Here is an 18224-nt window from a genome sequence, read left to right as displayed (position 1 = left end):
GCGCGCGGTGCTCGTCGACGTCATCCGGACCGCGGCCGAGTACAACTTCGATGTCGTGACCGCCTCGAGCAAGTGGCGCACCTACGCGGCGCTGTCGACCACCATCATGTCCTGGCCGGAGGGCGAGGAGCGCACCCGTGTGCTCGACGCCCTGCGCGCGAGCGAGCTGGCCTTCGTCGAGACGATGGAGAGCTTCTACCGCAACGTGCTGCCCACCGTCGGGTACCGCCTCCGCCCGCTGTTCCGGGGCGACTACCAGCCGTTCGTCGTCGCTGCGGCCTCCGTCATCGAGGGGCTCGGCATCGTCCGTGCGACCGTCCCGGCGCTCGTCGAAGCGCACTTCGAGACCCTCGGCGTTGAGGGGATGACGGACCCCAGCTCGGCCGGCTTTGACTCGTGGTCGGTCGCCGCGCTCGCGTTCATGGGCGTGGTTGACGCGTTCATCGAGCCGGATCCCGACTTCAACTCGGACGAGGCGATCGCCCGCCTGAACGGCGGCGTCGACGTCACTCCGACGGGCGAGTAGCCCGGGCGGCGGTGCATTCGGCAGCGCTGTCCTCGGCAGTCCAGCCCGTTTAGCTGCTGACGACGGCCTGCGTGCCGAAGCGCCGGATCCTGGCGGTCGTCAGCGCCGCGGAGATGGGGCGCCCGTAGTAGTACCCCTGCGCGTTACTGACGCCGAGCTCGGCGAGTACGGCGGCCATCTCGGCGTCCTCGACGCCCTCGACGACGGTGGTGCGCCCCAGGCTATCGCCGAAGCTCTGCAGCGCCTTCACGACCTCGCGCTGACGCACGTCGCCGAGGTTGCTGATGAGGCTCTTGTCGATCTTCAGGATGTTCATCGGGAAATGGACGAGCGCGCCCACCGCGGAGTCGTCCGAGCCGTAGTCGTCGAGCGCGATGATGATCCCGTCGCGCTGGAGCTGTTCGGCGTCCCGCCGGAGATCGTCGGTCACATCGCGGAGCGAGCGCTCATTGAGCTCGATGCACAGCTTCACCTCGGGGTACGCCGCGGCGGCCTCTCGGATGAATGGGCCGAGCTGATCCTCGCTGATCTGCGTGAGCTCGAGGTTCACGGTGATCGTCTCGAGCTCGGCGTTCAGTCGGCGGAACTCGGTCGCGGTCTTGAGCGACTGCGTGATCACCTGCATGGTGAGCTCGTTCATGAGGCCGAGGCTCTTCGCCCGCGCGACGAGCGAGGGCGGCGAGATGGGCCCGAGCTCGGGGTCCACGTACCGCACGAGCGCCTCGAAGCCCCAGATCCGCGAGGTCTCGAGCCGCACGATCGGCTGGAACGCGAGGCTGAGCCGCTGGCTCTGGATCGCACGGGCGACGATGTCGTTGGTGCGGGTGGAGCGGCGCGAGGACACGCTGACGCTGCTGCCGCCACCGGTCTCGTGGCGTGAGCGCTTCGCCTGCAGCATTGTGCGGTCGGCGTCCTCGACGAGCGTCTGCGCGTCGAGCTCGCGGTGGTGCGAGAACGCCAGGCCGGCGCTGACGGCGGGACGAATGTCGGTGCCCTCGATCGCGAGCCGCTCGGTCGCGCCGGCGATGATGCGGTCTGCGGACTCCTTGGCCTGCTCAATCGAGACGAGCCCGGTGAGGATCACGACGAACTCGTCGCCGCCGACCCGCGAAACGAAGTCGCCGCCGCCGGCCGCGCGCTCCAAGCGCTTCGCGACCTCGCGCAGCAGCTCGTCACCCGCGCGGTGCCCGTGCGTGTCGTTCAGGCGCTTGAAGTTGTCGAGGTCGATGAAGAGCAGTGCGATGCCCTCGTGGTAGAGGCGGAACTCGTTGGCGTGCACGAGCGCCTTCTGGAACGCGCCGTAGTTCGGGAGCCCGGTCAGCGGGTCGGTGTTCGCGCGCTGCTCGAGCGAGGTGACCTCGTTCTGGATCCGCGCCGCCTCGTTGGCGAGGTGCGCGAGTGAGGCGAGCGCGCGCTCGTCCTCCCTGCTGAAGGACGTGCTCCCCACCTTCCTGGTGGCGATCAGGTACTGCTCGCAGCCCGGCTCGAGCGTGATGCGGGCGCCGATCTCTCCGCGCTCGGGCGCGGTGTCGCGCACCTGCGCGTGGCTCGCGCGCACGAGGTCGCACGCGCGGTTCTGCAGCGCCAGGGTGAGCTTCGCGCCGCTCTCCTGCGGCAGCTCGACCGCCGACGCGACCACGGCGTCGAGTCTGCGCTTGCTCTCGATCGCGTGGAGTCGCTGGGCGAGCACGTAGCCGATGAGCGCCGTCGAGAGCACGACGAACGGGGAGCGCGTGAGCTCGTCGTTCTGCTCCAGGAACGGGATGACGATCTGGTCGACGACGCGCATGAGGATCGACACCGCCGTGACGGAGACGATCACGAGCAGCAGGCGCGGGCCGCTGACGGGCGCGCTGCGCGCGAGCACGTTCGCGTCGGCCTGCTGCAGACTGCGCCGCACGGTCTCGCCGAGAACGAAAATGCCGTAGTAGAGCGCCGTGCCGACGAGGAACGCGAGCCCCTCCCAGACGCCGAGCGTGTCGAGCCAGACGCGCACCAGCATGAACGCGGCGGCCGCCGCCCCACTCAGACCGGTGAGGTAGAGCGCGTGCAGGGCGAGTCTGCGGATGAGGAGCTGGGAGATCCCCAGCCCGATCACCCAGACGCAGACGCTGAGCCACGGGCGCTGCTCGAACGGCGGGATCGTGAGCATCACGATCGAGACGCCGACGACGGGGAATCCTGCGCTGCGTCCGATCGTGAACTGCAGCGGGCTGCAGATGATCACGCCAACGATGACCGTGAAGACGAGGGTCCACGACAGTGGCGAAGCCCCGGGCAGCTGCACCACTCCGCACACGGCTGCGGCGAGGGCGAAGGCCGCGAAGGCGCCCATGAACAGGGTTTCCCGCTTCAGCGCCCCCATGCGTTCTCCTACTGCCGTGCTCCGTGATGCTGCAGTGCGGCGGCGCCGCACTGCAGGGATCCCCCCGATCCCGCTCGTGTTCTCCGGCGTGACCGCAGCTGTCGAACGGCACCAATTATGTCACGTCTACCGTTTCCGACACGCGCGCGCATCCCATGTTTGGGGGATTTGCTTCGCCGCGGCGGTGCAGGGAAGACGGGCCTACTCGGCGGCCGGAGCCTCGTCCGGCTGTGCTTCGTCTGTCTGTGCCTCGTCCGTCTCCGCCGGCCCAGCGATGAGCGGGGCGAAGTGCGCGACCGTCGCCTGGGAGAGCTGCTGCGACGCGGCCTTGTCCGGGCCGGGCTGCGCGACGAGCACGGCGTCGCGGAAGTAGGCGAGCTCCTGGATCGACTCCGCGATATCCGCGAGCGCGCGGTGACCGCCGTTCTTCTCGGGAGCCCCGAAGTAGGCGGCGGGATACCAGCGGCGGCTCAGCTCCTTGATCGTCGAGACGTCGATGCTGCGGTAGTGCAGGCGCTCCTCGAGGGCCGGCATGTACTTCGCGATGAAGCGGCGATCCATCCCGATCGTGTTGCCCGCGACGAGCGGCCGGCGCCCGGCGGTGACGTAGCCGCGGAGGTACTCGATCACCTGCGCCTCGGCGTCCGCGAGCGCCGCGCCCTCCGCGATGCGGGGGAGGAGCCCCGAGTTCTCGTGCATCGAGCGCACGAAGTCGTTCATGTTCGCGAGCGCGTCCTCACCCGGGTTGATCACGATCTCGAAGCCGGGGTGCAGCGGGTTCAACGCGAAGTCCGTGACGATGACGGCGATCTCGCACAGCCCATCCTGATCCACGTCGAGTCCCGTCATTTCGCAGTCGATCCAAACGATCTGCTCGGCGGGGGTATTCGACATGTCGGAGTCCTCTCGATGGGCGTCGCGTCGCGGCTGCGTCGGAACCGCCCCAGTCTATCGCTGCGTGGCTCGGGCTGGGCTCGGCCGCCCGGCCGCGCGCGAGGCTCTACACTTGCGTGCATGGCTGTTCTTCCCATCGTCATCTCTGGCGACCCCGTGCTCCACCGTCCCGCAGCGCCCGTCACCGAGTTTGACGCTGAACTGCGCACGCTCGTCGACGACATGTTCGAGACGACCGTCGCCGCGCCGGGCGTCGGCCTCGCCGCCCCGCAGGTGGGCGTGGGGAAGCGCGTGTTCGTGTGGATGTATGACGATCAGGACGAGGCGCCGGCGCAGGGCGTCGCGATCAACCCGGAGCTGTGGATCGCGCCGCTCGAGCCAGGCCTCCCCGGCGAGGACGAGGTGGAGGGGTGCCTGTCCTTCCCCGGCGAGCGATTCGCGCTGCGCCGCTCGACCCGCGCGCTGCTGCGGGCGCAGGACATCGACGGCACCCCCTTCGAGATCCAGGCGAGTGGCTGGTTCGCGCGCATCCTGCAGCACGAGTTCGATCACCTGGAGGGCCTGCTCTACGTGGACCGCCTGGTGCACCCGGAGCACCGCGGCGCGCAGAAGGCCGAGCGCAAGAACGGCTGGGGACGTCCCGGCCTGAGCTGGCTGCCCGGCGTCGACGACCTGGAGGGCTAGCGCTCGCTCGCGCCGCCCAGCGTGCGCGAGTCGGGCGCCAGCGTCCACGCCACCCCGGCGACCGCGACGAGGAGCGCGGTGACGCCGAACGCCCAGCCGAACCCGGCCGAGTCGACGATCGCGCCGGCGACGAGCGGGCCGAGCACCCCGCCGAGGTCGCTCGTCATCGAGTACCCGGCCACCACGGTGCCGCCGCGGCGCTGCGCGAGCACGTCGGCGAGCACCGCCTGCTGCCCCGGGTTGACGAGCGCCGATCCGGCGCCCGCGACGAACATGAGCGCGGCGGCAACCGTGAGACTCGGCGACGCGGGGAACGCCGCGTAGGTCGCGGCGAGCGTCAGCATGCCGATGATGAGCATCGGCTTGCGGCCGAGCGTGTCGTTCCACCTGCCGGACGGGAAGATGAGGATCGCGTTGCCCGCAGCGTAGGCCGCGAGGATCCAGGCCGCGGTGGCCGCGTCGCCGTGGAACGCGACCGCGACGAAGATCGGGATCACGGAGACGCGCACCCCGAACGAGGTCCAGCCGAACGCGAACACCGACAGGAGGAGCGTGCGGTACTGGCTGACGCGCAGCGCCTCGCCCAGCGTCATCGCGGCCGGAGCGCCGTCGTGCGCTGGCTCGGGGTTCCCCGCCACCCGCGAGCGCCGCAGCGCGATCGTGACGACGATCGCCGCGGCGATGAGCGTGAGGAAGTAGAACACGAAGGGCGCGCGCAGGCCGAATCCGGCGACGAGGCCGCCGAACACCGGCCCGAGCAGGCCGCCGAGCAGGAAGCCGGCCGCGTTGAGGCTCGCCACCCTGCCGCGCGCGTCAGGCGGGCTGACCTTGATCAGCAGCGCGGTCGAGGCGACCGTGAACATGGTCGAGCCGATCCCGCCGAGGCCGCGCAGCACGACGAACTGTCCGTAGTTCATCGCGAGCGCGGCCGCGCCGGTCGACACCGCGACGATCAGGATCCCTGCGGTGTAGCTGCGGCGCTCACCGATCTTCCCCACCAGCCAGCCGGCGAAGGGAGCGGAGAGTAGCCGCATGAAGGCGAACGCGCTCACGATCGCCGATGCCGCGAACGCGGAGACGCCGAACTCCAGCGCGAACTGGGGGATCGCGGGCGCCACCACGCCGTAGCCGAGGGCGACGGTGAAGCCGCCGGCCACGAGCGCCCAGACCTCAAACGGAAGCCTGGGGCGCGAGGAGGCAGTCACCCCACGAGTCTAGCCCGGTGCTGGTCTAGCTCGGTGCCTGGCCCGGTGCCGGCCGCGCTCCGTCGGTGCTGTCCTGGGCCTTCGGCGCTGCGTCCTGCCCCGCCGGCGTTGCGTCCTGCCCCGCCGGCGCTGCGCTCGCGCGCTGCGCCGCCTCGAGCGCCTCCGCCTCCGCGCCGGAGACGGCCTCGCCGCGCGCGACCATGCCCGACTGGTCCGAGAGCGGGATCTGCTTCAGGAACAGCGCGAACACGAACGCGATGAGGATGAACGGGATCAGGTACCAGAACACCGGGGCGAGCGAGTCGGCGTACGCGTTCACCACGCCGTCCCGGATCGCGTCGGGCATCTCGGCGAGCTTCTGCGGATCGATCGTGGCGACGGCCTCGCCGGCGTTCGGCACCCCGGCGCCGGCGAACACCTCGCCGAGCTTCTCGCTCAGGCGCGTGGTGAACATCGCGCCGAAGATCGCGACGCCGAGCGAGGCGCCCACCTCGCGGAAGTAGTTGTTCGTGCTCGTCGCGGTGCCCACCATGGCGGGGTCGACGGCGTTCTGCACCACGAGGACCACGACCTGCATGATCAGCCCGAGACCCGCGCCGAACACGAACAGGTAGACGCAGATGAGCCAGATCGGGGTGCTCGCCGCGAGTGTGGTCATGGCCGTCATCGCGCCGGCGGTGATGAGGGTGCCAACGATGGGGTAGATCCGGTACTTCTGGCGCTTCGTGATCATGATGCCCGACCAGATCGAGGTGCCCATCATGCCGGCCATCATGGGGAGCATGAGCAGGCCGGAGGCCGCGGCCGACGCGCCCGACGACATCTGCAGGAAGGTCGGCACGAATGCGATCGCCGAGAACATGCCGAGGCCCAACGTGAAGCCGATCGCCGTCGCGTTGATGAAGATCGGGTTCTTGAAGAGCCCGAGCGGGATGATCGGATCCTCGGCGCGCGCTTCGACCAGCACGAACGCGAGCGCGGCGAGCAGGAGACCTGCGCCCCACAGCCAGGTGGCCGGGGCGTCCCAGCCGTAGTCGGCCTTGCCGCCGAAGTCGGTGAAGAAGATCAGGCAGGTGGTCGCGATCGACAGGGTGAGCACCCCAAGGAGGTCGATCTTCTTCTCGGCCTTCTTGCTCGGCAGGGTGAGCGCGAACCAGGCGATCGCGAACGCGGCGATGCCGACCGGGATATTGATGTAGAACGCCCACTGCCAGGTGAGGTGGTCGACGAAGAAGCCGCCGAGCAGCGGGCCGGCGACCGCGGACAGGCCGAAGATCGCGCCGAGCGGGCCCATGTACTTGCCGCGCTCGGAGGCCGGCACGATGTCGGCGATGATCGCCTGCGACAGGATCATCAGGCCGCCGCCGCCGAGGCCCTGCATGGCGCGGAAGATCACGAACCAGAGGAAGTCGGGCGCGAAGGCCGCGCCGACCGACGCGATCGTGAAGAGCGCGATCGCAATGAGGAAGAGGGTGCGTCGGCCGAGGACATCGCCGAACTTGCCGTAGATCGGCATGACGATGGTGGTGGCGAGCAGGTACGCGGTCGTGATCCACGCCTGGTGCTCGACGCCGCCGAGCTGCCCGACGATCGTGGGCATCGCGGTCGAGACGATGGTCTGGTCGAGGCTCGAGAGCATCATCCCAGCGATGAGGGCGGAGAAGATGATCCAGATTCTCCGTTGAGTGAGGAGGAGCGGGGCCTGCGGGGCCGCGGTCGGGGCTGAAACGGTCATGCGATGCGTCTTTCGGGGTCGGGAAACTCGGCCGTGCGGGCCGGAAGGGAACAGACAGGAACGGTGCGGGGAGTGCTGCGCTAGCGGCTCACGGTGCGCTCCCGGTGAACAGCTCGCGGCTGAGCGCGAGCGTGCGCCGCAGCTCCGGGCCGATGCTGCCGGTTTCGCCGCGGCCGAAGAAGGCGTGCGCCGCGTGGTGGAGGAGGCTGCCGAGCACCTGGATCGCGACCCCGGCGCGCGGGTCGCCGGGGGTGAGGCCCTCGCGCTCCTCGATGAGCGAGGTGAAGCGCTGGTGCACCTCCTCGGAGTCCTGCATGAACTTCTCCATGAACTCGGGCTCCCTCGCGATGATCTGATTCACGTGCGTGATGGTGCCGGCGATGTCGAAGACCTCGTCCATCATCTCGATCGCGACCTCGACCATGTCGTCGAGGAGGGTGGGGCTGATCTGCCCGGACCGCGTGCCCGAGGCGACGAAGCGCTGCATCGCCGCGCTCTCGAACGGTTCGGCCGGTGAGCCGATCACCGCGGCCTCCTTCGAGGGGAAGTAGTTGAAGAAGGTGCGGCGGGAGATGCCGACCGGCTCGCACACGTCCTCGATGGTGAAGCCGGCGAGGCCGTGCTCGGCGGTGAGCTTGCGCGCGTGCTCGGTGATCGCGATGCGGGTGCGCCGCATTTTCGCCGACCGGCCCGATTCCGCTGCACTTTCGCTCATGAAGTGCAATTATGCACGATCTCCCTGTGAGTGCAAAATTTCCGCGCTACGATCTGGCCCGTGCGCGATACGCGATCCCCGTAGCCTGTTCGCAGACTGCGTCGCACCGCGGCGCCGAGCACCACAGCACACGGAGGAACATGCGCACCACGTCAACGTCGTCTCCCGCCGCGCCGCCGCACGGGCGGGGACGGTAGGGCCACGGGATGGCGATTCCCTGCGCCCCGGCACGCCTCGTCGCGAAGACCCGGATCACGCCGCACATGCTCCGCCTCAGCTTCGCCGCCGTCGGCGACTGGCGCTGGCCGGAGCACGGCCGCGGCGACGAGCGGATCGACATCGCGCTGCCGGCACCGGGGGAGACAGCGGCGCGCATCGACGTCTTCAACCTCCCCGAGTACGGCCGCGGCTGGGAGGGTGAGGAACCGCCGTGGCGGCACTACACCGTGCGCAGCGTGCGTGACGGCGGGCGGCTGCTCGACATCGACTTCGTGGTGCACGACGGCGGCCTCGCCTCGGGGTGGGCCGAACGGGCCGAACCCGGCCACGTGATCGGCGTGTTCGGCGGGGGCACGCGCGACGAGCCAGCCTCCTACTACGCCGCGCCAGCCGACGCCGAGTTCCAGCTCCTCGTCGCCGACGCCACCGGGCTCCCCGGGCTCGGCCGCATCCTCGAGCAGCTTCCCGCCGGGCGGCTGGCGCACGCCATCGTCGAGGTGCCGAGCGAGGCGGACATCCAGCAGCTCGACACCCGCGGCGACGTGCGCATCACCTGGCTCGTCGGCACCGGCAACGGGCGCGCGCCGAGCGCGCTCGCCGCAGAGGTCGCGAAGCTCGACGCCCCCGAGGTGCCCTGGTACGCCTGGGTGGCCTGCGAGGCCGCGACGAGTCGGGCGATCCGCCGCGACTTGCGTGCGCGGCTCGGGCTGCCGCGCGACCGGCACCACGCGATCGGCTACTGGACGCAGGACCGCACGGGCAACATGTCCGCCGAGGTGGAGTAGCGGGGGAGGCGGCCTACGCCGCGTCGCGGTGCGCCGCGAGCCGGAACGGCGCTGGCGGCTCCGCGCGGCCGAGCGCCGCGTCGGCGAGCACGCGACCGATGGCGGGCGCGAACTTGTAACCGTGGCCCGAGAAGCCTGCCGCAACGGTGAGCGATCCCACCCGATCCAGCACAAAGCGCCCCGACTCGGTCGAGGTGTACGTGCAGCTGATCTCCGCCGGGCGATCCGGATCGAGGCCGGGGAACCACTCGGCGACGTGCTCGCGCAGCGCAGCGCGCACCTCGGGTGTCGCCCCGAACGTGCGCGCGTCGGGATCCACCTCGTGCCCGACGAGGTGGAGACCGACTTTCACGCCTTCGCCCGGGCTCGGCATCCCGTAGACGTTGCCGCCGCGGGCGTCGAGCTGATCGTCGGCGAAAACGTGGTTGAACGAGGGCCACGCGAAGCCGGGATCCCGCGGCGCGAAGTGTGCGGGGTGCTCCTCGGTGACGCGGAGCTGCGGCAGCTCAACGAGGTCGGCGAGGAGCTGACGCGACCAGGCGCCAGCGGCGACGATCACGCTCGGCGCGGTGAGCGTGCGCCGCGCGCCCGAGGCGTCGGTGAACTCGACGGCGGTGCGCTGCTCGCCGGGGAGGACGGCGTGCACCCGCGCGCCGCGCTCGATCACCGCTCCGCCAGCGGTGGCCGCAGCCGCGAACGCGTCGAGCGCGCGCGCCGCGTAGCCGATGCCGGCCTCCCTGGTGAGCAGCACGGGGCCGGCGAAGCGCATGCCGCCCCAGCGTGCCGCGGCGTCGGCCGGGTCGAGGAGCACCGCGTCGGCGCCGCGCGCGACGAGCGCGGCATGGGTCTCGCGCACGGTGTCCTCGTCGCCCTGCGTGACGAGGCCGTGCAGGCCGAGCAGGGGCGCGGGCGCGCCGGCCTCCAGCTCGCGCCAGAGCACCATCGCCTCGTCGAGCAGGGTGAGGTAGTGCTCCTCGCTGTACGCGTTGTTGATGTTGCGCGTCGAGCCATGCGAGGCGCCGCGGGTGTGGTGCGCTTCGAAGCGCTCGAGGAGTCGCACGCGCTGCCCGCGCGCCGCGAGCTGCCACGCGGTGGCGAGCCCCATGACGCCGCCGCCGACGATGATGTGGTCGAGCTGATCGCTCATGCGAAACTCCGTTCGGTGAGGTGGGTGCGGATGGCCGTGATGGCCGCGTCGATCTCGCGCAGCACGGTCGAGCCGGCGTTCGGGATCGGCGCAATGATCGTGAAGCGGCGCTGCTCCTCGTGCAGTGGGCCCACCGAGTGCAGGCCGGGGATCGGCTGCCCGGCCGCGCCGACGAGCGCGCTCGTTGCCGCGGTGATCTCGAGGGTGGTGCACGCCCCGGCCGGGGCGCCTGGCCAGGGCCGGGCGAGCCCTCGGTCGAGCAGGCTCTCGAGCAGCGGGTCGTCGAGCCGCGCGGGGTCGGGGAGGTCGAGCCGCGCGTCGACCACGCGGTCGACCGGCACCGCGTCGTGCGGTGCGCGCGAGCCTGCGGCGAGGCGCACGGGCGCCGTGTCGGCCGGGCCGGACGCCCGCACCGTGAGCCCCGGGCCGAGGAAGCGCACGACGCCGGCGCGGTGCGCCGCGAGCAGCTGCTCGACGCGGAAGCGCGGCGGCCCGCTGCCCGCGAGATTCGCGAGGCTCATGAAGCGCCGAAGCGCCGGCACCCCGGCGGGGCTCGTTCCGCCAAAATCGGTAAGCGGGATCACCGCGGCGCGCGCCGCCTGGAAGACGTGCAGCGCGCGCTTCCACGGGCTCGCGCTGCCGAGCGCTGCCGCGCGCACATCCCCCGTGATACGGCCGGACACCTCCGCGTCGATCGTGGCGCCGCTCGTCGCGGTCAGCGGGGGAGCGATCCGTGCGGCATCGAAGCGCGGGCCGTGCGGGAGGCCCAGCTCGCGTTCGGCCCGCCGGAGCTCGGCGTCGGCGTCGGCGATGATGAGCGGCAGCACGTCGCTGCCGAAGTCGAGGGGGCGCCGCTCCCGGAGCGCGGGCAGCGCCGCACTGAGCGCATCGAGGCGCGCGCGGGGCGGCACCGCGCCGAAGTCGGGCTTCGCGAGGAACGGGAGCCCGCTCCGTGAGCCGGCGAAGAGCGTCGGCTCCGCGCCGCTCGGCAGGTAGTCGAGCTCGCCAGGGCGGCTCGCGTTCGTGCGCGGAACGTAGCGCCCGCCGCGCTCCTCGGTGACGAGGGCGAGGAGGTCGGTGAACCCCATCCCCATGCCGCGCACGGCCACGCGTTCGCCCGGTGCGATCTCGGCGTGCCGCTGATCGATCGGCTGCGCCGGCCCGATGTCGCCGTGGCGCGCGCCCGGACCCGTCGGCGCGGCGTCGCGTGGCAGCCAGCCGAGCGCGAGCAGCACGGCGTCCACGGTGAGCTCGGACGTTGCTCCGGCGGGCTCGGACGTTTCGCAGGTGAGCGTGATGCGGAACGCGCCGTCCGCTCGGGCGATCCCGCGCGCGGTGGCGCGGTGCTCGATGATGCGCGCGGTGTCGGGCAGCGCCGCCCGGATCTCCCGGAACGCCCAGCGCAGGTACGCGCCGTAGAGCGCCCGGGAGGGGCTGCTCCACGGGAGCGTCGCGGCCGCGGCCTCGGCCTCCCACGGCGCTGCACCGTCCAGCTCACCCGCCGCGAGCCGCGCGCACCACTCGGCGAACGATGGTCCGCCGAGTGGTGCGGCGAAGCCGAGGCTCGCGTCGTCGAACACGGTGGACTGCGCTGGCACCGTGTTCATCACGAGCGAGCGGGGCTGCTCGGCGCGCCAGATCGCGCCGGAGCCAGCTGGGTGGGGGTCGATGACGTGGATGTCGACGCGCGTGCGCGGCTCGGCCGCTCGCAGCTGGGCGGCGAGCCGGCCGAGCGCCGCGGTGCCGCGCACCCCGGCCCCGACGATTGCCACTGCTGCGGTGCTCATCCCTCGGTTATCCCACGCGGGGCGTGGCCGCGCAAATCGGCCGCGTCCAAGCTTTGCTTATGTGTAACATTACTTCATCTTTCGTGTTGTCCGACCACACGGTGCCATGCTGGGCGGGCGAGGTGCGCCGCGCTCGGCGCACCACCGAGTCTTTGAGGAGAAACCGTCATGTCATCACGCCGTCGCAAGGCCCTCGCCGCTGGCGCGATCGCCGCGCTGTCGATTGGGCTCGCCGCGTGCGCGCCGAGCGGCTCCGCCACCACGGCGGAGGGCGAGGACGCCCCCGTTCGGTTCGGCGTGGCGCTCCCCGACACCGGCAACTCCGCGCAGTACGGCGAGTACTTCCGCCAGGGCCTTGACCTCGCGCTCGGCGAGATCAACGAGGCCGGCGGCATCGACGGCCGGCAGGTGGAGCTCGTCTACGAGGACACGCAGGCGGATCCCGCGCAGGCCCCGCAGGTCGCGCAGAAGTTCGTCGACGACAGCTCGATCCTCGCGGTGCTCGGCGACTTCGGTACCCCGGCGACCTCGGCGGCGAGCCCGATCTACCAGGACGGCGGCCTCGTGCAGTTCGCGTTCTCGGCATCTGGCCCCGACGTCACCGACGCGGGCGACTACGTCTTCGCGACCTGGGTGTCGCAGGAGTTCGAAGCACCCCGCCTGGCGCGCTTCGCCGCGGAGACCGGCGAGACCGCCGCGGTGTTCTACCACGACACCGACTGGGGCCAGGAGACCTACGGCTTCTTCCAGCAGGGCGAGGAGGACGCCGGGCTCACCGAGGCGTACGCGACCGCGTACGACCCCGAGAGCACCGACTTCCGCCCGCTGCTCCTCGCGGCCAAGGCGAAGAACCCCGAGGTGATCGTGCTCATCTCGTACGCGGCTGACGGCGCACTGATCACGAGCCAGGCGCGCGAGCTCGGCATCGACACCCCGATCGTCGGCATCAGCTCGATCTACAACCAGCAGTTCATCGACCTCGCGGGCGACGCGGCGAACGGCGTGCAGACGCTCAGCTACTTCACGCCGGAGAACTCCGACCCGGAGGTGCAGGACTTCATCGCCCGCTTCGAGGAGGCGACCGGCGAGCCGACCCCGAGCGATTACGCCATCCGCGCGTACGACGCGCTCAACGCCGTCGCGCAGGGCGCCGAGCGCGCGAGCGAGCTCACCCGCTCGGGCCTCCGCGACGCGCTCGCGGACGGCGGCGACTTCACCTCGGTGCTGTACGGCGAGTACCAGCTCGACGACACGCGCCGCGTGAGCGACGCCGAGCAGTTCCCGCTCGTCATCGAGGACGGCGCCTTCACGCTGCAGAAGTAAGCGGCGCACCGCGCCACGCAGAGAGCGGCCCCGCGCGCGGGGCCGCTCTGATGCACGAACACGGAGTTTCATGGATATCCTGCTTGCCGGCCTCGTCGGGGGGAGCACCTACGCGCTGATCGCGGTGGGTGTCTCGCTCGTGTTCGGGGTCTCCAACATCATCAACTTCGCGCACGGCGCGGTGTTCGCGATCGGCGCCATGCTCGCGTGGTGGCTGACCGGACCGCTCGGTGTGCCGATCCTGCTCGCCGCGCCAGCGGTCATCGTCATGACCGGGCTGCTCGGCTGGGCGGTGTACCTCATCGCCGTGCGGCCGCTCCGGCAGGCCCCCGGCATCGCCGTGCTGCTCGCCACCTTCGCGATCGGCGTGATCCTCGACAACGTGTCGCTGCGCGTGTTCGGCGCCCAGACGCGGCGCCTGGAAAGCGCGTTCCCGCGCGACAACCTCGAGCTCTTCGGCTTCCGCTTCGGCACGCTCTCGCTCGTGATCATCGGGGTGAGCGTCCTCTGCGTCGTCGTCCTCGCGCTCGTGCTCGGCCGCACACGCACGGGGCGCGCGATCCGCGCGACCTCACAGGACCCCGAGGCGGCGCAGCAGATGGGGATCCCGGTGGAGCGGATCCAGGCGCTGTCCTTCGTGATCGCCTCGGCGCTCGGGGGCATCGCCGGCGTGCTCGTCGGCATGTACACCTCGAACGTCGCGCCGAGTATGGGCTTCCTCGCCGGGCTGCAGGGGTTTGCCGCCGCCACGATCGGCGGGCTCGGCTCGATCGCTGGCGCGGTGATCGGCGGCCTCGTGCTGGGCGTCGCCGAAGCGTTCGGCGTCTCGCTCTGGGGCGACTCCGTGCGGCAGCTCATCACGTTCGGCTCGCTCCTGCTCGTGCTCTGGATCCGCCCGGCTGGCATCCTCGGCCGCATCCCAACGATCACTGCGGAGCCCATGACCGGCACCTTCTTCGGGGCCGGCAGGCCGCTCAGGCTGCCGCGCTGGGCCGGCGTCGCCGGCGCGGCGGTGCTCCTCGCGATCCCGCTGATCGCGAGCGACTACTTCCTGCGCGCCGGCGCGCAGGTGTGGATCATGGCGCTGTTCGCGCTCTCGGTCGTGCTCGTCGGTGGCTTCGCCGGCCAGATCGTGCTCGGCCAGGCCGGGGCGCTCGCGATCGGCGCGTACACCTCGGCGATCCTCGTCACCCGATACGCCTGGGGCTTCTGGCCAAGCCTCGCCGCCGCCGCGCTCGCGGCCGCCGTGCTGCAGGTCGCGCTGACGGCCCCCAGCTGGCGGTTGCGCGGCCACTACATCTCCATGGCAACCCTCGCCGCCGGCGCGGTGGTCTCCGCCGCGGCGCTCAACCTGCCGCAGATCACCGGCGGCTCGCGCGGCATCGCCGCGATCCCGCGCCCCACGCTCTTCGGCGTGACCCTCGGGAGCGCGTCGGCGATGTACTGGCTCACGCTCGTGATCCTGCTCGTCGCGGTGCTCATCGTGAGCCGCCTCGGCAGCTCCCGGCTCGGCCGGATCTGGGCCGCGGTGCGCGAGGACGAGGTCGCCGCCGCGTCGGCCGGCCTCCACCCCGCCTCGTACAAGTCGCTCGCGTTCGGGCTCGCCGCCGTGCTCGCCGGCGCCGCGGGTGCGCTGTACGCGGCCCAGCTCACCTTCCTCGAACCGAAGCAGTTCGACGTGTCGCTGTCGGTGCTCGCCGTCACGATCGCGATTCTCGGCGGGCTGCGCGCACCGATCGGCGTGCTCATCGGCGCGGTGGTGCTCGTCGGGGTCCCCGAGCTCTTCCGGCCGCTCGCCGACTGGCGACTGCTCATGTACGGCGTCCTGCTGCTCGCGCTGATCCTGCTGCGCCCGCAGGGGCTGTGGGCCGAGGTGCGCTGGATCACGGCGCTCCGCGACCGGTTCTTCCGTGGTGGCGTTCAGCAGGAGAAGGCGACGGTGCACGTATGAGCGAGCAGCTCCTGACCGTGACGGGAATCAGCAAGCGATTCGGGGGACTCACCGTCGTGGACGACGTGAGCCTGTCGCTCGCGCCTGGCGAGGTGCTCGCGATCATCGGGCCGAACGGCTCGGGCAAGACGAGCACGCTCAACATCGTGAGCGGGGTGCTCGCCGCCGATCGCGGCGAGGTGCGGCTGGGCGGCGTGCGGATCTCGGGCCGCAAGCCCCACCAGATCGCCCGGCTCGGGCTCACCCGAACCTTCCAGAACGGGCGCGTCATCGGCAACCTGACGGTGCGCGAGAACGTGCTCGTCGGGATCGACGGCTTGCGGAAGCGACGCTCGCGCATCCGCGAGGTTCCCGGGCTGCGCTGGATCGCGCTCCTCGCCGAGGTGGGGGCCGCGCTCGTCGCGCCGCGCCGCGCCGCCGCGGACGACGCGCGCGTCGATCAGCAGCTCGCCCGCTTTGGCGAGCGGCTGCTGCCCCGACGCGAGCGGTACGCGTTCACGCTGTCGTACGCGAACCGGCGGCGCACCGAGATCGCGCGTGCGCTCGTCGCGGAGCCGCGCCTGCTCGTGCTCGATGAGCCGACCGCCGGCATGAACCAGACCGAGACCGCCGAGGTGCTTGAGCAGCTGCTCGACCTCAAGCAGCAGGGCCAGAGCATGCTGCTCGTCGAGCACAAGCTCGATCTCGTCATGACGCTCTCGGACCGCATCATCGTGCTCGACGAGGGGCGCATCATCGCCGAGGGAACGCCCGCTGAGGTGCAGCGCGATCCGCGCGTCATCGAGGCGTACCTCGGTGCGTCATTTGCGCAGCACGCGCAGGGAGGAAGCGATGTCTGAGCTGCAGTTGGACGACGTCCACGTGTCGTACGGGCAGAGCCCGGCGCTCATCGGGCTGAGCCTCACGATCGGCGCGGGGGAGATCGTCTCGCTGCTCGGGGGGAACGCCTCGGGCAAGTCCACCACGATGAAGACGGTGCTGGGGCTCAAACGACCGGACGCCGGCCGCATCCTCTGGGACGGCGAGGAGATCCAGGGCTGGTCGACCGCGCGCCGCGTGCGCGCCGGGATCGCCTCGGTGCCGGAGGCCAGGCGCGTGTTCCCCGACATGACGGTCGAGGACAACCTGTTGAGCGGCGCACACACGCGCAGGGATCGTGGCATACGCGCCACCCTCGCCGAGGTGTACGACTTCTTCCCGCGGCTCCGCGAGCGCCGCACGCAGCGCGCCGGGAGCATGTCGGGCGGGGAGCAGCAGATGCTCGCGTTCGGCCGCGCGCTCATGAGCCGGCCGCGCCTCATCTGCATGGACGAGCCGACCATGGGGCTCGCGCCCATCGTCGTTGAGCAGGTACTCGGCCGCATCGCCGAGCTGAACCGTGAGCTCGGGATCTCCGTGCTGATGGTCGAACAGAACGCCGAGCTTGCGCTCTCGATCGCCAGCCGCGGCTACGTGCTGCGCACGGGCGAGGTGGTGCTCGCGGGCAGCGCGGAGCGGCTTGCCGCAGACCCGGCGATCCAGGAGGCCTACCTGGGGCGCGGACTCGACACAACCGAGGAGCCCGCTCGCGGGCAACAGGAAGGGAGCGTGGCATGACCGCGCACGACACACTCGCGGGGATCGCGGGGCTTGACGCCGCGCGTGCCGCGGCACTCACGGGGCACCGGCCGGCGGTCGGCGCAGCGGCGGAGGCTAGCCTCAGCGCGCTGCTCGACGTCGCGGACGGCGACGAGGCGCCCGGCCTCGACCGGGCAACGCGCCTGCTGAGCGCCGCGCGCGCGGCGCACGTCGATCGCTCGCGCGAGCTGCTCGACTACTACCTGGAACTGCTCGCCGAGGAGGACGGCGCGGCGGACGGCGGTGCGGACGGCGCGGCCGTGGACGTCCACGCGCTGGTCACCGGCGGGGCCGACGGGGCCGCCGGTCGTGGTGCGAGCCGACAGCTGCGCGCGCTCCTGCGCCACGTCGACCTGCTCGTGCTGCGCCCCGCCGCGGCGACGCCCGACGACGTCGACGCGCTCGTGGTCGCTGGCTGGTCGATCCCCGAGGTGGTGGTGCTCTCGCAGATTGTCGCGTTCGTGACCTATCAGACGCGCGTCGCCGCGGGCCTCGCCGTACTGAACGAGGTGCCAGCATGAGCCGCCACTTCACCATGGAAGAGCGCGCCTGGCACGCCTGGCTGGAACCGGCCGGCCCGGACACCGCGAGCGAGGCGCAGCGCGCGGCGTACGAGTCGAGCGTGTGGCCGAACTCGCCCTACTTCCGGCTGCTCGCGTGGCACCCTGCCTCGCTCATCGCGCGTACCGAGCTCGACCGCGCGATCTTCCTCACGCGGAACGGCTTGCCGCGCGGCGACCGCGAGCTCGCCGCGACCGTCGCGTCGCGCGTGAACGGCTGCGAGCTGTGCGCGAGCGTGCACGCCCGCTTCACGGCGACGTTCTCGCGCGACGCCGAGACGGTCGAGCGGCTGCTCAGCGAGGGCCCCGAAGCCGAGCTTCCCGCGCGCGCACGGGCCATCGTCGACGCCGCGGCCGCGCTCACGGCGACGCCGATCGCGTTCGGCGCGCACCACGTGCGCGCGCTGCGTGAGGCCGGACTCTCGGACGCCGATATCACCGACGTGATTCAGGCGACCGCGTTCTTCGCGTGGGCGAACCGGCTGATGCTGAGCCTCGGCGCGCCGGCGGCCCCGGACGGCGCGGACGCCGCTGCGCTCGCGGATCAGCGCGCGAACGACGCGGCGGCCCGGGGGGAGTAGCGCGGGCAGCCGGGCTGCGGGCAGGCGGCCCAGCCCCGATCCGGCATTACTTATTGCTGGCGAGATATTCGCCTGGCTAAGATGTTGGGTAGGGGAGTCCGACGCACCCGAACGCGGACGCCGCAGGATG

General features: G+C 71.5%; 15 protein-coding genes and 1 pseudogene. 9 read left to right on the top strand and 7 right to left on the bottom strand.

What is annotated here, in order from left to right; translation table 11 throughout:
* Positions 1-526 (top strand): annotated as a pseudogene (locus EGM46_RS08210) (hypothetical protein); the annotation flags it as partial.
* Positions 527-575: 49 nt separating this feature from the next.
* On the opposite strand, the gene EGM46_RS08205 reads toward EGM46_RS08210, so the two are convergent.
* Together EGM46_RS08205 and orn are read right to left on the bottom strand one after the other, a co-directional pair.
* The gene (locus tag EGM46_RS08205; RefSeq protein ID WP_125099671.1) at positions 576-2891 is read right to left on the bottom strand and encodes a putative bifunctional diguanylate cyclase/phosphodiesterase; all 2316 of its coding nucleotides are present in this window, start codon (positions 2889-2891) and stop codon (positions 576-578) included.
* 201 nt (positions 2892-3092) lie between these two features.
* The gene (gene orn / locus EGM46_RS08200; RefSeq protein ID WP_125099670.1) at positions 3093-3785 is read right to left on the bottom strand and encodes an oligoribonuclease; all 693 of its coding nucleotides are present in this window, start codon (positions 3783-3785) and stop codon (positions 3093-3095) included.
* A gap of 120 nt (positions 3786-3905) precedes the next feature.
* On the opposite strand from orn, the gene def reads away from it, so the two are divergent.
* Complete coding sequence (gene def / locus EGM46_RS08195; RefSeq protein WP_125099669.1) at positions 3906-4469, top strand: peptide deformylase; 564 nt, start codon at positions 3906-3908, stop codon at positions 4467-4469.
* Here the strand turns inward: def and EGM46_RS08190 are convergent.
* The 3 genes from EGM46_RS08190 to EGM46_RS08180 all read right to left on the bottom strand — a co-directional run bounded on the left by EGM46_RS08190 (position 4466) and on the right by EGM46_RS08180 (position 8124).
* The gene (locus EGM46_RS08190) at positions 4466-5674 is read right to left on the bottom strand and encodes an MFS transporter (RefSeq protein WP_125099668.1); all 1209 of its coding nucleotides are present in this window, start codon (positions 5672-5674) and stop codon (positions 4466-4468) included. The genes def and EGM46_RS08190 overlap by 4 nt on opposite strands.
* 25 nt (positions 5675-5699) lie before the next feature.
* Positions 5700-7409, bottom strand: coding sequence for an MDR family MFS transporter (locus EGM46_RS08185; protein ID WP_125099667.1), 1710 nt, complete (start codon positions 7407-7409; stop codon positions 5700-5702).
* An 88-nt stretch (positions 7410-7497) separates the two neighbouring features.
* A complete protein-coding gene (locus tag EGM46_RS08180; RefSeq protein ID WP_125099666.1) occupies positions 7498-8124 on the bottom strand; it encodes a TetR/AcrR family transcriptional regulator in 627 nt (208 codons plus the stop codon).
* Between the two features lie 206 nt (positions 8125-8330).
* On the opposite strand from EGM46_RS08180, the gene EGM46_RS08175 reads away from it, so the two are divergent.
* Positions 8331-9128, top strand: coding sequence for a siderophore-interacting protein (locus EGM46_RS08175; RefSeq protein WP_125099665.1), 798 nt, complete (start codon positions 8331-8333; stop codon positions 9126-9128).
* A gap of 13 nt (positions 9129-9141) precedes the next feature.
* Here EGM46_RS08175 and EGM46_RS08170 read toward each other — a convergent pair whose 3' ends face one another.
* Both EGM46_RS08170 and EGM46_RS08165 read right to left on the bottom strand, forming a co-directional pair.
* Complete coding sequence (locus EGM46_RS08170; RefSeq protein ID WP_125099664.1) at positions 9142-10275, bottom strand: FAD-dependent oxidoreductase; 1134 nt, start codon at positions 10273-10275, stop codon at positions 9142-9144.
* Positions 10272-12062, bottom strand: coding sequence for an FAD/NAD(P)-binding protein (locus EGM46_RS08165; protein ID WP_125099663.1), 1791 nt, complete (start codon positions 12060-12062; stop codon positions 10272-10274). The genes EGM46_RS08170 and EGM46_RS08165 overlap by 4 nt, the downstream gene beginning before the upstream one ends.
* Positions 12063-12230: 168 nt before the next feature.
* Here EGM46_RS08165 and EGM46_RS08160 point away from each other — a divergent pair, with 168 nt between their 5' ends.
* The 6 genes from EGM46_RS08160 (at position 12231) to EGM46_RS08135 (ending at position 18094) form a co-directional block, all read left to right on the top strand.
* Positions 12231-13385, top strand: coding sequence for an ABC transporter substrate-binding protein (locus EGM46_RS08160; protein ID WP_125099662.1), 1155 nt, complete (start codon positions 12231-12233; stop codon positions 13383-13385).
* A 70-nt stretch (positions 13386-13455) separates the two neighbouring features.
* Positions 13456-15336, top strand: a complete 1881-nt coding sequence (locus EGM46_RS08155) for an ABC transporter permease (protein WP_125099661.1) — start codon at positions 13456-13458, stop codon at positions 15334-15336.
* Positions 15333-16175: an ABC transporter ATP-binding protein gene (locus tag EGM46_RS08150; RefSeq protein WP_125099660.1), complete on the top strand. Its 843-nt coding sequence runs from the start codon at positions 15333-15335 to the stop codon at positions 16173-16175. The genes EGM46_RS08155 and EGM46_RS08150 overlap by 4 nt, the downstream gene beginning before the upstream one ends.
* Complete coding sequence (locus EGM46_RS08145) at positions 16168-16932, top strand: ABC transporter ATP-binding protein (RefSeq protein WP_125099659.1); 765 nt, start codon at positions 16168-16170, stop codon at positions 16930-16932. The genes EGM46_RS08150 and EGM46_RS08145 overlap by 8 nt, the downstream gene beginning before the upstream one ends.
* Positions 16929-17474, top strand: a complete 546-nt coding sequence (locus EGM46_RS08140) for a hypothetical protein (RefSeq protein WP_125099658.1) — start codon at positions 16929-16931, stop codon at positions 17472-17474. Before EGM46_RS08145 ends, EGM46_RS08140 begins: the two co-directional genes overlap by 4 nt.
* Entirely contained in the window at positions 17471-18094 is a 624-nt protein-coding gene (locus EGM46_RS08135) for a peroxidase-related enzyme (RefSeq protein ID WP_125099657.1), read from the top strand. The genes EGM46_RS08140 and EGM46_RS08135 overlap by 4 nt, the downstream gene beginning before the upstream one ends.
* Positions 18095-18224 lie beyond the last annotated feature (130 nt).

This window comes from Leucobacter chromiireducens (genome assembly GCF_003917135.1).
GTDB lineage: Bacteria > Actinomycetota > Actinomycetes > Actinomycetales > Microbacteriaceae > Leucobacter > Leucobacter chromiireducens_A.
Note: the sequence above shows the minus strand (reverse complement) of the source record. Positions and strands in the feature narration are given on the sequence as shown.

Bases quoted from the DNA above. Each gene is read 5' to 3' on its own strand.
- EGM46_RS08175 (WP_125099665.1), top strand. From the start codon at position 8,331: ATGGCGATTCCCTGCGCCCCGGCACGCCTCGTCGCGAAGACCCGGATC.
- EGM46_RS08170 (WP_125099664.1), bottom strand. From the start codon at position 10,275: ATGAGCGATCAGCTCGACCACATCATCGTCGGCGGCGGCGTCATGGGG.
- EGM46_RS08145 (WP_125099659.1), top strand. From the start codon at position 16,168: ATGTCTGAGCTGCAGTTGGACGACGTCCACGTGTCGTACGGGCAGAGC.
- EGM46_RS08140 (WP_125099658.1), top strand. From the start codon at position 16,929: ATGACCGCGCACGACACACTCGCGGGGATCGCGGGGCTTGACGCCGCG.
- EGM46_RS08205 (WP_125099671.1), bottom strand. From the start codon at position 2,891: ATGGGGGCGCTGAAGCGGGAAACCCTGTTCATGGGCGCCTTCGCGGCC.
- EGM46_RS08165 (WP_125099663.1), bottom strand. From the start codon at position 12,062: ATGAGCACCGCAGCAGTGGCAATCGTCGGGGCCGGGGTGCGCGGCACC.
- EGM46_RS08155 (WP_125099661.1), top strand. From the start codon at position 13,456: ATGGATATCCTGCTTGCCGGCCTCGTCGGGGGGAGCACCTACGCGCTG.
- EGM46_RS08135 (WP_125099657.1), top strand. From the start codon at position 17,471: ATGAGCCGCCACTTCACCATGGAAGAGCGCGCCTGGCACGCCTGGCTG.
- def (WP_125099669.1), top strand. From the start codon at position 3,906: ATGGCTGTTCTTCCCATCGTCATCTCTGGCGACCCCGTGCTCCACCGT.
- orn (WP_125099670.1), bottom strand. From the start codon at position 3,785: ATGTCGAATACCCCCGCCGAGCAGATCGTTTGGATCGACTGCGAAATG.
- EGM46_RS08185 (WP_125099667.1), bottom strand. From the start codon at position 7,409: ATGACCGTTTCAGCCCCGACCGCGGCCCCGCAGGCCCCGCTCCTCCTC.
- EGM46_RS08160 (WP_125099662.1), top strand. From the start codon at position 12,231: ATGTCATCACGCCGTCGCAAGGCCCTCGCCGCTGGCGCGATCGCCGCG.
- EGM46_RS08150 (WP_125099660.1), top strand. From the start codon at position 15,333: ATGAGCGAGCAGCTCCTGACCGTGACGGGAATCAGCAAGCGATTCGGG.
- EGM46_RS08180 (WP_125099666.1), bottom strand. From the start codon at position 8,124: ATGAGCGAAAGTGCAGCGGAATCGGGCCGGTCGGCGAAAATGCGGCGC.